Origin of the sequence: Synechococcus sp. R55.2 (genome assembly GCF_047462075.1) — a bacterium.
Lineage (GTDB): Bacteria > Cyanobacteriota > Cyanobacteriia > Thermostichales > Thermostichaceae > Thermostichus.
The window spans coordinates 1-13,683 of the sequence record NZ_JANSIH010000458.1; the positions used below are offsets into that span (position 1 = coordinate 1).

At 55.7% G+C, this 13,683-nt stretch carries 11 protein-coding genes and 2 pseudogenes; 7 read left to right on the forward strand and 6 right to left on the reverse strand.

What is annotated here, in order from left to right; translation table 11 throughout:
- The 4 genes and pseudogenes from apcD to NW838_RS15660 all read left to right on the forward strand — a co-directional run.
- A partial coding sequence (gene apcD / locus NW838_RS15645) for an allophycocyanin subunit alpha-B (RefSeq protein WP_414428355.1) occupies positions 1 to 484 on the forward strand: 484 nt, incomplete at its 5' end.
- A gap of 267 nt (positions 485 to 751) precedes the next feature.
- Positions 752 to 1,237, forward strand: coding sequence for an allophycocyanin subunit beta (locus NW838_RS15650; RefSeq protein ID WP_099812041.1), 486 nt, complete (start codon positions 752 to 754; stop codon positions 1,235 to 1,237).
- Positions 1,238 to 1,276: 39 nt separating this feature from the next.
- Positions 1,277 to 2,263 (forward strand): annotated as a pseudogene (locus NW838_RS15655) (chlorophyll a/b binding light-harvesting protein); the annotation flags it as partial.
- Between the two features lie 721 nt (positions 2,264 to 2,984).
- Complete coding sequence (locus NW838_RS15660) at positions 2,985 to 3,527, forward strand: Uma2 family endonuclease (protein ID WP_414355761.1); 543 nt, start codon at positions 2,985 to 2,987, stop codon at positions 3,525 to 3,527.
- A gap of 127 nt (positions 3,528 to 3,654) precedes the next feature.
- Here the strand turns inward: NW838_RS15660 and NW838_RS15665 are convergent, their stop codons facing one another.
- Together NW838_RS15665 and NW838_RS15670 are read right to left on the reverse strand one after the other, a co-directional pair.
- Positions 3,655 to 4,608: a DUF726 domain-containing protein gene (locus NW838_RS15665; protein WP_414355762.1), complete on the reverse strand. Its 954-nt coding sequence runs from the start codon at positions 4,606 to 4,608 to the stop codon at positions 3,655 to 3,657.
- A gap of 64 nt (positions 4,609 to 4,672) precedes the next feature.
- Positions 4,673 to 6,451, reverse strand: coding sequence for a flavin reductase (locus tag NW838_RS15670; RefSeq protein WP_414428356.1), 1,779 nt, complete (start codon positions 6,449 to 6,451; stop codon positions 4,673 to 4,675).
- A 236-nt stretch (positions 6,452 to 6,687) separates the two neighbouring features.
- Here NW838_RS15670 and NW838_RS15675 point away from each other — a divergent pair, with 236 nt between their 5' ends.
- Complete coding sequence (locus tag NW838_RS15675; RefSeq protein ID WP_414355764.1) at positions 6,688 to 6,918, forward strand: DUF2555 domain-containing protein; 231 nt, start codon at positions 6,688 to 6,690, stop codon at positions 6,916 to 6,918.
- A gap of 35 nt (positions 6,919 to 6,953) precedes the next feature.
- Here the strand turns inward: NW838_RS15675 and NW838_RS15680 are convergent, their stop codons facing one another.
- From NW838_RS15680 to pdxA, 3 genes are all read right to left on the reverse strand, one after another.
- Positions 6,954 to 7,460: a hypothetical protein gene (locus NW838_RS15680; RefSeq protein WP_414428357.1), complete on the reverse strand. Its 507-nt coding sequence runs from the start codon at positions 7,458 to 7,460 to the stop codon at positions 6,954 to 6,956.
- Between the two features lie 87 nt (positions 7,461 to 7,547).
- Positions 7,548 to 8,663, reverse strand: a complete 1,116-nt coding sequence (locus NW838_RS15685) for an aldo/keto reductase (RefSeq protein WP_414428360.1) — start codon at positions 8,661 to 8,663, stop codon at positions 7,548 to 7,550.
- Positions 8,664 to 8,692: 29 nt separating this feature from the next.
- A complete protein-coding gene (gene pdxA / locus NW838_RS15690) occupies positions 8,693 to 9,781 on the reverse strand; it encodes a 4-hydroxythreonine-4-phosphate dehydrogenase PdxA (RefSeq protein ID WP_414428358.1) in 1,089 nt (362 codons plus the stop codon).
- A gap of 200 nt (positions 9,782 to 9,981) precedes the next feature.
- Between pdxA and NW838_RS15695 the strand changes: the two genes are divergently transcribed.
- Complete coding sequence (locus NW838_RS15695) at positions 9,982 to 10,962, forward strand: alpha-ketoacid dehydrogenase subunit beta (RefSeq protein ID WP_414355766.1); 981 nt, start codon at positions 9,982 to 9,984, stop codon at positions 10,960 to 10,962.
- 33 nt (positions 10,963 to 10,995) lie between these two features.
- On the opposite strand, the pseudogene NW838_RS15700 reads toward NW838_RS15695, so the two are convergent.
- A pseudogene (locus NW838_RS15700) lies at positions 10,996 to 12,200 on the reverse strand (RNA-guided endonuclease InsQ/TnpB family protein).
- Between the two features lie 166 nt (positions 12,201 to 12,366).
- Between NW838_RS15700 and NW838_RS15705 the strand changes: the two are divergent.
- The coding region (locus NW838_RS15705; RefSeq protein WP_414428359.1) for a DUF3084 domain-containing protein at positions 12,367 to 13,683 on the forward strand (1,317 nt) is incomplete at its 3' end.

The window sequence follows — 13,683 nt, forward strand, 5'->3', positions numbered from 1 at the left end:
CCAAAAACCTATGAGCATTGTTGCCCAAGTCATCGCGCAGTCGGACGCGGCTGATCGCTTCCTCAGCAGTGCCGAGATCGCCAAGCTAGAGGATTTCTTCAGCAAGGGTCAAGTTCGCATCCGAGCCGCCCAAAAGTTAGCAGAGAACGAGCAAAAAATTGTCCAGGAAGGCAGCAAACGGTTTTGGGCCAAATGCCCCAACACCCCCAGCAATAAGGGCAACCCTCAAAAAACTGCCCTCTGTCAACGAGATCAAGGCTGGTATATCCGCTTGGTTAGCTATTGCATCTTGGCAGGCAACGATAAGCCGCTGGAAGATATCGGCTTGAACGGCATGCGAGAAATGTACATCTCTTTGGGCGTGCCGCTACCCAACCTGCGGGTGGCGATGAGCTGCCTAAAAGAGGTAGCTGCCGGCATTCTTTCTTCAGAGGAGATGGCTCTAGCTGCCCCCTACTTTGATCGACTGATTCGCGCTTTTTGAATCGATGAATGGATAGACAAATCGCTGCCCTCTCGCTCAGTTTTAGAGTTGAGGCGCGCTACTCCTGCCTCTGTGAGCTTGAGGTTTCGGCTGGCTTTGCGAGCTTGACCTGCAAGCTGTGAAGTTGTCTTAAGTTGCAATCCATAAGAGTTCTCACAGGCAATGCCTGAGCAAGCGGTGCAAGGACTCCGTCCCGCTAACGCGAACAGCATTTGCCCAATTGCCTCAAGAAATCAGTCCCTACTAGTGCTTAGAGGAGAAAAATCCATGAAAGATACCATCACTTCCCTGATTAACCCCGCCGATGAGAAAGGCTCTTACTTAGATGCCGCAGCTCTGGAACAATTAAATCGCTATTTCCAGAGTGGCAACATGCGCGTCAAGGCGGCCAAAACCATCAGCTCCAGCGCCAGCAGCATTATCAGCAAAACGGTTGCCAAGAGCTTGCTCTACGGGGATATTACCCTACCGGGGGGCAATATGTACCCTACTCGGCGCTACGCGGCTTGCTTGCGGGACCTGACCTATTTTCTACGCTATGCCACCTACGCCATGTTGGCTGCCGATCCCTCAATTTTGGATGAGCGCGTGTTGCAGGGTTTAAAAGAAACTTACATCACCCTCGGCGTTCCCATCGATCGCGTCATTCAGGCCCTCAATGCCATGAAAGAGGTCCTGACCGAAAGTCTCGACACAGAGGCAAGTCAAGAAATGGCCGTTTATCTTGACCATATCATTGCCGGTCTGAGCTAAACGTGCCTGTATTTTTGAGGGCTCACTGAGGAGCTATCTATGAATGCCAAAAAGATGCACCCATCGGGCTACCCCTGGTGGTCAGGTAACGCTCGATTGATGAACCTCTCTAATACTTTTATCGTGGCGCATGTGGCCCATGCGGCCTTGATCATGGCTTGGGCGGGGGGCTTTACCTTGTTTGAGCTGGCCAAGTTCTCGCCAGAGCGGCCTATGTACGAGCAAGGGCTGATTTTGCTGCCCCACTTGGCCACATTGGGGTGGGGGGTTGGCCCCGGTGGCCAGATCGTCAATACCTTTCCCTATGTGGCCATTGCCTCAATTCACCTGGTGGCTGCCGGCGTGTTGGCTGGAGGAGCCTACTTCCACCAAACCCAACTTCCCCCCAGCTTAGATATGGAATTCGGCAGGGCTGCCAAGTTTCACTTCACTTGGGATGATGCCAAAACGTTGGGAGTGATTTTGGGGCACCACCTACTGATTTTGGGCCTGGGATCCCTATTGTTGGTGGCCAAGGCGATGGTGTTCGGGGGGCTGTATGACGCCAACACCGGTCAGGTACGCCTGGTTACGGCTCCAACTTTGGACTTTGCCACCCTTTGGAACTACCGCACCCACCTGTTTGATGTCAATAATTTGGAAGACTTGGTGGGGGGCCATATCTATGTGGGAGCTCTTCTCTTGTTGGGAGGGGTGTGGCATATCCTGGTTCCGCCGTTTGAGTGGGTTAAAGCTCGCTTTCTCTTCTCAGCAGATGGGATCCTCTCCTACTCTCTATTCGGCATCGCCCTAGCCGGTTTTGCGGCTTCTTACTACTGTGGGTTTAACTCGCTGGCCTACCCGGTGGAGTTTTACGGCCCCACCCTGGAGCTGAAATCCGCCTTTACTCCTTACTACTTCGATCCAAATCAAACGGGAGCGTGGAACTACTCCTCAAGGGTTTGGCTGGCGAATGCTCACTTCTACTTAGCCTTCTTTTTTCTACAAGGATCCCTGTGGCATTTTCAGCGAGCGATGGGATTTGATGTCGGCAAGATGCTGCAGCTTTGGCAGCAGAGTCGGCAGGAAATGACCTCTCAGTCGGTGTATCAGGTTCAATTTCAGTGCCGACCTCAGCCTGACTTTGCAACTTTTTACGAGCCGCCCTTTGCAGGTCCAGAGCCTCTATCTGTATCTCCCGAGGATATCTACTGGTATCAGCCGCCAAAGGCTCCCAGCTCCAGATCTCTATCGTTGATAAACGGCGTTCGGCAAACTCTCTATGAAGTGAACTACACCCTTAGGAGGTGGATCTTCTACGAGCCCGCAAGAGAGAAGATAGCTTTCAATCGTTCTGACTTAAAGGCAGATTATGGTTCGCGCAAGTCAAGGGCTGATTTCTCGAAGTTTGCTCGATCTCTGCCCAAAGTCTTCTACGAGCCGAGCAGAGTTCAGGCTTAACCTACCTGGGATTTGAGGGGGTTTGGCCCTCAGGAGAGGTGATTACCCTGCCTGGGGGCTTTTTGCTTTGCTAGGGCTCCGCAGTGTGGGCTAAGGAAGGGAGTACCGATCTAGACTTGGCCTTGGTGAAGCAAATGGTGGATCAACTGAGGGGATCCATCGAGGTCAGCAGCGCCGCCGGCTGGACAACTTTCACGCTACATCTACTCCAATTGTTGCAATTCTAACCCCTACTCCACCACTCGCCCTCGCTTGGGGATTTGGGATACAGTACTGGTAGGGATCCTGAGGAGCTTTGCCTAAACCTATGACAACTCGCCTGGCTCCGCCTCTTACCCTTGAAGACTTCCTCAAGTTGCCTTACATAGAAGATTCTCCGGCGTGGGAGTATGTGGATGGAGTTGCCATTCAAAAACCGATACCCAAAGCCCGCCACTCCATTTTGCAAAAACACCTTGTGGCCGAGGTTGATGGCAGCACCACCGGCTATACTGCCCTGCCCGAATTGCGATGCACTTTCGCCGATCGTTCTATTGTTCCCGATATTGCCGTAATCGCGTGGGATCGAGTTTACCCAAGTGAAACAGGCGAGCTAGAGGATGACTTCACCTCAGCACCCGACTGGATCATCGAAATTCTTTCACCTGGTCAAAGGGTAAGCCGTGTAATTCATTGCCTCAAGCATGGCAGTCAATTGGGGTGGATGGTTGATCCAGATGATTACTCTGTTTTGATATTTGCCCCTCAACAAGAGCCAGAAATTTGCCGAGGAGATCGCCAACTCAAGGTCATTGACGGGATCCAGCTAGCATTGACCCCGCAGCAGATCTTTAGGATGGCTGAAAGTTGAACAAGCTAGACAAGCCAAAAGCTGCAGACGATGATCTTCCGGTTTCTTCCTCGGGTAGAACTCGGCAGGGATCCTCTTTGGTGGGCGGCAAGAGAGGTAGCTGCTAGATGGCTGGGTTTTGGGTGAGCTAGACCCAGCGGCTCCTGCGAGCTTTCCAGTCCAGTTTCTGATCGAGAAGAAACTCCAAGTGAGGTAGATAGGCTTCGTAGCTGTGCTCTCCTGAGCCAATTAAGTGAGTGGCATTGAGGTTCTCGATTCTGGGGTGAAACTCTTTAATCGGCTTGATCCCACAGGGGCTGCGGTTGAGGGAAGGGACTTTGAAGACAAAGGCTAAAACCGCGTCATCTTCGTTGTAAATATTCACCAGCTTTCCGGTAATATTTTCTACATGCAGGCTCCAGTGCTTATCGGCTTGCCTTCTAACAGCACCGCTGAGCAGAATGATGTCCTTAAGGCGCCGATTTGCAGTTTGAGGCCAACCTCGCATAACGTAGTAGGCTATCCTTGCTCCCAAAGAAAACCCCATCAGCGTAATCTGCCTTTCTGGCAAGGAGGAGAGCAAAGGATAGGCGTACTCAAGCCCCACTTCTTTAGCCTTTGCTTTGTGAGCTTCCCAGTGGGCAAGCAGTCCTACCCCAAGTTTAAGAGTGGACAAAACCAAACTTGCCGGGTTGGAGGCATCCCACCAAAGGTAGTACAGGGATCCCTTCCATCCAGCCCGTCGGATCGTCTCCCACAATAGTCTTTTTCTCCAGGGTTGAGTTTCACCCTCGCTGAGAAAACCATTGATAAAAACCAGAGCTTCGTCCCAACCTAGAGAGGGTTCAATAGGGATCAGATAGGGCTCATGATGGACAACTTCTTCGTGAAAGACAACTTGGGTAGTGGCTTTACTGGTGTCAAAGAGAATTTCCTCACCTTTCTTGGTGATCTCAATGGTTGTGCCTACAGTAGTTTGCCCGACTTTCCCGATAACCTGGCCGGCAACCTTACTGGTGCCGAAGACTATCTCTACAATTTCTCCCCCGACCCCGACAGAAGCTTCAATAGCCTGCTGAAAAATGTGGGAAAGTTCTCTCATGTTTCTGATTGCCCAAAAGCTGAGACCAACAAAAGACTCAGATTGGAGCGTACTTTGGCATATCCTACCCCCGCCGCATGGCGGTAACTCCTGTGGGATCCAGAACTTTGCCCCGTTCCACCTCGGCATAGACCAGGTAGCGATCCCCGCAGTCCATCCAAGTTTTCACACGGCACTCCAGGTAAGCCAGCGCTTCCAACAAAATGGGGCAGCCATTCTCGGCAGTGGCCGTGGCCAAGCCGGCAAACCGATCTTCTCCAGGGCGCTGGGGCCGCTGAAAGTGCCGTTGCAAATTGCTACCTTTGCCTTCCCGCAAGATGTTAAGCACAAAAGGCGCCTGGGGATGGGTCAGCAGTTCGGCTTCTTGTTCCTTGCTCACCGACAGGGTCAGCCCCGGCGGATTAAAGCTGGCCTGGGCCACCGACCAGGTGAGGAAGCCGCGGCGGGTCTCTCCTTGCAGGGCGGTGACTACACACAGGGATCCCACCACCCGGCTCAGGGCTTGCCCAACCCGATCCGCCTGAGTTTCGCTGCTGGTTTGGCGAGGGGCGCGGGCTCGTTTGGCTTTGCGCAGGGCCTGAGCAAACTGGGATCCCGCCTCTTGACAGGCTTCCAGGATTTCAGGGGTGGGCTTAAACTTGGCGCGGATCGTCTCAAACCCCAAGGAAAAGCCGGCATTGAGCAACTTACTCTCGATGAGATCCACCGCTTCTCCGCTCCAGCCGTAGGAGCCGAAAACCCCGGCCAATCGGGTGGTGGGAACTGAAGAAAGGATGATGCCAAGGGCGGTTTGGATCTGCACAGGAGGATGGCCGGCCAAAGTCGGGGATCCGATAACAAACCCTTGGCAGCGCTCCAGAGCTTGGGCGATCTCCTCCGGAGTGGCCCATTCGCAGTTGATCCGCTCCACCTTAACGCCGGCTCGCTCCAGCCCTTGGGCTATAGCCATGGCCATCAAGCCTGTATTTCCGTAAGCGGAAGTGTATAGGAGAGCTACCCGCTGCTCGCCGGGATCCTCCTCGCACCAAGTGTGGTAGTCCAACCGCAACCGCCGCAGGCTGTGGCGCACCAAGGGGCCGTGGGCAGGGGCATAGATTTGGGCGGGAAATTCTTCCAACTTGGCCAGGGCTGCCTTCACCTGGGGCAATTGGTTGCGGTGCAAACAGTCGAAGTAGTAGCGACGGTCTTCGCTAAGCTGCCGCCAATGTTCGTCAAAAACTTGCTCATCGCACACATGGGCGCCGAACAGCTTATCGGTGTAGAGGATCCCGGTGGCCGGATCGTAGGTACAGAGGGCATCGGGGTGGCGGGGCGTGGGCACGGTGCGAAAGTGCAACTCATGCCCTTCCCCCAGATCCAGGCGATCCCCATCCCGGATGACCCGCAAACGGAAAGACTGGTCGCCATTGTAGAAAATGCCCAGATCGGCGGCTTCCTCTTCGTCGCGACTGCGGGGCAAGGGATCCATCTCTTCAAAGGCGGCCCGTAGCGTAATGGATCCCGGCTTGGAGCAGAGCACCATCGCGTAGGGAGCCAGAGGCAATAGGGCTTTGAGAGTGGCAATGCGGTTAAAGTTGACGTGGCTGAGCAAAATAAAGTCCAACCGCTGTAGGTACTGGTGTTGGGCCAGCTCTTCTAAAAAGATGCTGGTGAACGATTCCCCCGGAGGATCGATGAGAAGGGTTTGGCGGGCCTGGATGAGGTAGCTATTGGCAGTGGTGCCCCGTTGCCGAGCGTATTCCAGCTCAAACTTCAGGCGATCCCAGGTGCGGGAGCGGAGAACCAACGTGGACGGGCCGATAAGGGCAACTTGGACATCGCGGGCGGGGATCTTGCTCTCCATAGCAGCCTCCGATGCGGTATCTGTCCTCACCTTGCCACGAAACTGGAGGAATGGGGATCCCTTTTCAGAGTTTGGGAGCCCACGGCCCGGCTTGCCCAAAAGTTAAGTCTGAGGCCCCGTCCTCACAACTGCGCAAGAAGCAAGCGATTGAGGTGGGGAGTGTGTCAAGTTTCTTCAAAGTCGGCCGGGCAAAAAGGAAGAGGCTAAGATCGGCTTGTAGCGTGTTCAGGCTGCCTATGTCTGCCCGATCCAAGTCCAAAGTGGAAGCCCCTGCTAAGGGGATGGATCCCCGCCAGTTTACTGAAGCTGATGTGGCGGCAATTGCAGAGCGGTTGGAGCGCAATGAGTATCCGACCGTCTTTGGCTGCTTGGAAGACTGGCATGCCCTTCGAGCCGTTGCCTTTTATGCTCCCCACTTGGTGGCTCCCTATGCACACCTGTTGGAGTGGGAAGTGGATGAAGATTAGGGCTGTCCTTGCAGTTCTTAAAGGGATCCCAGTGCTCAGGGCAACGAGGGGGGAGGATTTCCGTCAGAGCCTTGCCGGCGAATCAGGTAGCGCACTTCTTCAAGGAGAACGTTGAACCTCTGATCCGTTTCCGCCTGCCGTTGGTTGATGGCCTGAATGGCGCGTTCGTGCTCTCGTTGTAGGGCGGTGAGGGTAACCAGAGCTTGAGTCACTTCCTCTGCCCACTCGGCAAGGTGAGCTAAGTCAGAGCGGGTCTCGCTGACAACTTGCTGTAGCTCTCGCAAGCTTTGAGCCTGAGCAGCAGCTTGTTCAGCAAATTCGGCGCGGCTTTCTTGGATGGACTGACGCAGCTCCTCGATTTCCCGCAGACGGGCGGCGTTCTCCTCGGCAGACTGGGCGCGGCTTTCTTGGATGGACTGACGCAGCTCCTGGATGGATTGGCAGAGCTCCCGGATTTCTCGGCTGTTGGCAGCAGTCTGTTCAGCCGTCCAAGCCAGCAGTTGTTCCACCCGGTCTAAGCGGTCTTGGCTCTGACTATTCACTCCGATGCCTCGCCTTGTGATGCAATCGATAAACTCCATCCGATTATAAGTGAAGTTAAGCTCAGCCAAATAGGATAGGTGGAATGGTTATTCCCAGAGCCGCCGGATCGGAGACCGATGCAGCAACTGGTGGGCTTCGGACAGCAACTCCGGGATCCGCAGATGCTCTGGGCAGCGGGGCAAGCAGTCACCGCATTCGGTACAGCGGTCGGCAGGTGACCCCGGAAACCAATGCCCAGCTTGGCCGAACATGTTGTAGCGGTACCGAGCAAACTCCGTCATTTCGTGGGCAATGGCCAAGTTGCGCAAACGCAGCACTTCGGGAATGTGGATCCCTTCTGGGCAGGGCAGGCAGGCGTAGCACTGGGCGCAGCGGCTGGATCCCAAGCGTTCCTGCTCGGTTTGGCGCAACCGTTCTTGCACCTGAGGGCCATTTACCCACCACCGGTCGGGATCCCGTAAGGCCGACAAGGCCACCTGCAACTCCTCAGGATGGGTGATGCCTAGGCTGAGGGTGTGAACACGGGGATCCGCCAGCAAAAAACGATAGGCAAATTCCAAGGGGCTGAAAGGGGCACAGCACTCCTGCAGGTGTTGGGGCGGGCGATAGAGCATTCCCCCCTTATCGGCGGGAGAAATAATGAACACGCCCATATCCTGCTGGGCAGCTGCTTTTAGGGCCGGTGCATTGCGCTGTTGGAAAAAGTGATAGTGCAAATTAACAAAGTCAAAGCATCCTGTCTGGATGGCCTGCAAAATTAACTCCAGGGATCCATGGGTGGAAAAACCAATGTAGCGCACCCAGCCTTCTTGCTGCATCTGCTTGAGAATCGGCAACCCTTTCTGCAGCACCCACTCCAGATGTTCCGGCAAGTTGATGCCATGAAAGGCAAATTGATCCAGGTAATCCACCCGCAGACGGCGCAGGGATCCCTGAAGCCGCTCTCGCAACCCATCTGTGGGAGTGAGTTTGCTGGTCAGAATCAACTGATGGCGTGAAAAGGGCAGGGTTTGCAAAATCTCGCCCAAGAGCACCTCGGCATGGCCATAAGCCTGAGCCGTTTCGATGTGGTTGATCCCTGCGGCTAGGGCTGCCTCAACGGTTGCCTGAGCCTGAGCCCTGGGCACATTGACCAAGCGCATGCTGCCCAGAGAAAAAACCGAGACCAGCTGTTGGGTGCGCCCAAAGTGACGGTAAAGCATTCCGGTTGAGGTAGCACCGGCAACTTCCATCAAGCCACCCCCTGGAAACGAGAAACGGCCTCAGATTGTCGGGTACAGACGGCATTTCCCTCAGGGGATTGGGGGTTTTTGCCCAGCAGTTCTGCCGCCAGCAGGATCGCCTGCTTAAGGCTCTCGCACCGGGCCACCCCTTGGCCGGCAATGTCGAAGGCGGTGCCATGATCGGGAGAGGTGCGAACAAAAGGCAACCCAATTGTCAGGTTGACTGCCCGGTCAAAAGCCAGCATCTTCACCGGGATCAAACCTTGATCATGATAGAGAGCCAAGTAGGCATCTGCCACAGTTGGGGATCCCTGGCCATGCCAGGCTTGCGCGGGAGCCACCCACAGGGTGTCGGGGGGAAGCGGCCCCCAGATTTGGGCGTGGGCATAGGTGCGCAGCAGCTCGGTCAGCCATTCTTTTTCCTCCGATCCCAGTTGCCCCTGTTCGCCGGCATGGGGATTCAGGCCGGCTACTGCAATCACAGGATCCCGGATCCCAAAGGTGTGGCGCAGGGATCCCACCAGCAAATCCAGCGCTGTCCGCACCCGCTCTGGGGTCAGCACGGTGGGCACCTGGCCGAGGGGAATATGGGTGGTGGCCAGCAAAACCCGCATCTGCCAGCCACTGTGGGGGGAACGGGCGACAAACAGCATCCCGTAGCGTTCAGACCCACTCAGCTGGGCCAAAACTTCCGTTTGGCCAGGGAACCGGTAGCCAGCTTGATGCCAGAGATATTTGGCGATGGGTGCTGTCACGATCCCCTGAAACTCCCCCTGCAACGTCCGTTCGACCGCCGTTCTCAGGTAAGCAAAACTAACCGCACCACTGTCGGCATCCCCTTGACCGACACGGCCAGGCTGCAACCAAAAGCCCGTGTTGCATTCCAGCATCGGGATCCCTGCCGGATGGGCCAACGGAGCCGGCGACCGATCTCTCAGCAGGCGATAGGTGGCTTCTAGAACCTGCCGATCCCCTACAACCGTGATGTGGGCGCAAGACTGCACCTCAGGATCCGCCAGCACCTTGAGCACAATTTCCGGCCCAATTCCCGTGGGATCCCCCAAGGTCAGGGCCAGTTTGGGCAGTGCAAGGCTCATGGTGTCTTTATCTTGAGAAGACAGATCTTGAGAAGACAGATGATCTCCATTTTGCAGGGGAAGCAGAGTGCCGACAAAAGCTGTGGGGTAAGGTCGCCATCCCTCTGAGCCAGAATGCTGAGCTCAGCCTATCCAGTCATCTGCAAGGGGATCCATGCCGGCAAAATGGTTTAATGAGGGTTTAGCGATATTGAACCTCTATGGCCGAGACATTCCTTTACAACGCCTTGCGTGCTGCCCTCGACGAAGAAATGGCCCGGGATCCCAACGTATTTGTTTTGGGAGAAGATGTCGGCCATTACGGTGGCTCCTACAAAGTCACCAAAGACCTGTATCGCAAGTATGGGGAGATGCGCCTGCTGGATACCCCCATCTGCGAGAACAGCTTTACCGGCTTGGCCATTGGGGCAGCCATGACCGGCTTGCGCCCGGTGGTGGAAGGGATGAACATGGGCTTTCTGCTGCTGGCCTTCAACCAAATTGCCAACAATGCCGGTATGCTGCGCTACACTTCCGGGGGCAATTTCAAGATCCCGATGGTCATCCGCGGGCCGGGCGGGGTGGGTCGTCAGTTGGGAGCAGAACACTCGCAGCGGCTAGAGGCCTACTTCCAAGCGGTGCCCGGGCTTAAGATCGTGGCCTGTTCAACTCCCTATAATGCCAAGGGCTTGCTCAAGTCCGCCATCCGCGATGACAACCCAGTTCTCTTTTTCGAGCATGTCCTTTTGTACAACTTGAAAGAAGATCTGCCGGAGGAAGAATACCTTTTGCCTCTGGACAAAGCCGAAATCGTCCGATCTGGCTCCGATGTTACCCTGCTCACCTACTCCCGCATGCGCTACCACGTGCTCAAGGCCGTGGACACTCTGGTGCAGCAGGAGATCGACCCCGAGGTGATCGACTTGATCTCCCTCAAGCCTCTGGATATGGAGACCATTGCCGCTTCGGTGCGCAAAACCCATCGGGTGATTATTGTTGAGGAAGACATGAAATCGGGTGGCATTGGGGCGGAACTGACGGCTCGCATCATGGAAGAACTGTTCGATGAGCTGGATGCGCCGGTGGTGCGTTTGGCTTCGCAGGACATTCCCACCCCCTACAACGGCACCCTGGAGGCAGCCACCATCGTGCAACCTGCAGATATCGTGGCGGCGGTGGAGCGGCTCCTCTACGCGGATTAGAACCCCTACAAAACAACAGTAAACTACCCGCACTCATGCTGACGCAGAGTGCTCCGCGCCGCTAAAGCGAAAGAGTGCAGGCTTTCGGTAGCCCTGTAGTTGGCAAGCCAACCACGGACCTCTAGGCTGGTTTACAGCAGCCCCAAGTTTGGCAATCATGTTGGCCCCATTCCAGTCCGCATCCCCTTCCCATCCACAGTGCCCACACTTAAACTGCTTCCCACTGCGGTAGGACTGTTCAGGGTCGGGATGAATGCGCAAACACCGGTGGCAAGTTTGACTACTGTAGCGGGGATTCACCAACACCACCCTAACTCCTGCTTGCAGAGCTTTGTAGCCAATAAAGGTGCGCAGTTGGTAGAACGCCCAACTATTTGCACGCATACGCTCTGTCTGACTGCGCGGCTGTTGATTGACCCTTTCCCGAATCCCTGTCAAGTCCTCTAAAGCAATAGCGCTGTTCGTTGCTTTTGCCTAGCCACAATAGCTTTGGAGATGCGATGATTGACCCACGCTTGAAAGCGCCTCTCCTTGCCAGACAGCCGTTGCAGCAGCTCTCTGCACCTGCGCCGGGAACTGCGGCTGCCCTTACTGGCTTTTTGCTGGAGTACCGCTCTCAGCTTGGAATAATGCTCTCGTATTTTGCTCAACTGCTGTCCATGCCAGTTCTCTCCCTCCGATGTATGGGCAATGTCTGTTCTCCCCAAATCCACGCCTATTACTCGCTCTTGCGGTTTGGTAACAGGTGTTTCTGTCTCTAGGCAAATTTGCAGATAGAACCCACCACCACGACGCTGAACCAGAGTCGCTGCTTTGGGTTTTGTCCCTGCTAACTTCCTGCGTTGATAGTTGCCGATGGCTAACTCAAACCGTTCCCTGCCATCAACGGTAGTGATGGACACTGTCCAATCTTTCTCTCTGAAGGAAAAGATGCGGGCATCGTAAGTAACAAACGGTTTCTTGAACTCCTTGACGGGTCTATTTTTCCGTTGTGCTCCTTTGCGACTACCTGCGACTCTGCGGTATACCTGCTGAGCCAAGTTACTGGACAAGCCAAATCGCGACCTAAGTTCGTAGTAGCAAAGGGATTGGAGCTTGATGGCATTGACTACCTTTGCTGGGGTGTTGGCATTGACCCAGTTCAAGGCTTCTGTGAAAGCAGAAAGGGTAGCAGAGAGTTTTGCCGCTTGAGCTTCTGCTACCCTGAGCTTGCAGGAAAGGGTCAGGACTTGGGTCATAGCTCTACCATACTTCATCAAGACGCATTCCTCCCGACGCTGACCCTACGGGTACAGCGCGGGGCTCCTGCGCGAGTAAGCTGAATTCCTATTTCCCACCTCCCCAACAACTCCCAAAATCCTCAGGGCAACCTTGCTAAGATTTCCATGGCAGGGATCCGGGAATATGCAAGGCGTACTGCTAATCCTCTACATGTTGGTTGTCAGTGGCCTGATTGCCGCTGTTGGGGATCGGGTGGGCTACCGCATTGGCAAAAAGCGCCTTACCTGGTTTAACCTGCGCCCCCGCCATACCGCCATTCTGGTGGCCGTGGTGACCGGTGTGAGCATCTCCGCGCTGACCTTGGGCACGCTGCTGCTCCTCAACCGCTCCCTGTCGGAGGCCCTGTTCAGCTACACCAACCAAATTGCCCAGGCGGAGCAAGAGCTGCGGGCCCTCAACCGCCAAAAAGCCCTCTTGGAAGCGGAAAATGCCGCTCTCAGGGTTGAGCGGGATCACCTCAAGATGGATCTCGACCAATTTCGCAGCCAGCAGTCGGCAGCCCAAACCCGCCTGAGCGAAGTGCGCGATCAACTGGCGGTGGCGCTGCAGGAGCGGCAGGAGGCGGAGGCCAAGCTGGCGGCAGCCAACGAGCAACTGGCCAAGGTGCAGCCCAGTCTGGATCGAGCCCAGGCCGAGTTGGAGGCGGTGAAGGCAGAGGTGGAGTCAGCCCGGCAGATGATTGCCACCCTGGAGTCGCAAAAACAAGCCCTGCAACTGGATCGAGATCAACTGGAGCGCTCCCTGGATGTGGTGCAGGCGGCCTTAACCCAACTGGAGAACCAGAAAAACCAGCTTGAGCAGGAGATCGAGCAGCTCAACCAATTGGCGGTGCGGCTGCGGCGGGGGGAACTGGCCATCTTGGCGGGGGAAGTCTTGGCAACGGGGGTTGTGGAGGCTCCAAGGGGGGCAAAGCCAGAGGCGATTCGGCAGCAGTTTGAGCAACTTTTGGCCCAGGCGGAACAGCGGGCCCTTGCCCTTGGATCCCAGCCCATGCCCCCTCTGGAAAACGCGATCCTGATCCGCCGCGAGGATGCCGATCAAGCCTTGGAGAAGTTGCGAGAACCCGGTAGCTGGGCGGTGCGCATTCTCTCTGTTACCAACCGGCTCAAGGGGGAGCCTGTGCCTGTGCTCGTGCAGATTTACCCCAACCAGCGGATCTTCCCCAAGGGATCCGTGCTGGCCCACGGGGTGATTCAACCGGGTTTGAGCGAAAATCAGATCCAACAGCAACTGCTGGGGCTGCTGAACCAGGCCAATCAGCGCTCGCAGGAGGAGGGGCTCCTCTCGGATCCCATCACCGGCACCGTTGGGGAGTTCTCCCAGGTCAAGTTTCTGGAGGTTGTGCAGCATCTCCGCCAGAGCACCACCCCTCTGGATGTGAAGCTGGTTGCCGACACCGACATCTACACAGCAGGACCGGTGCGGGTGAGTTTTCTGATG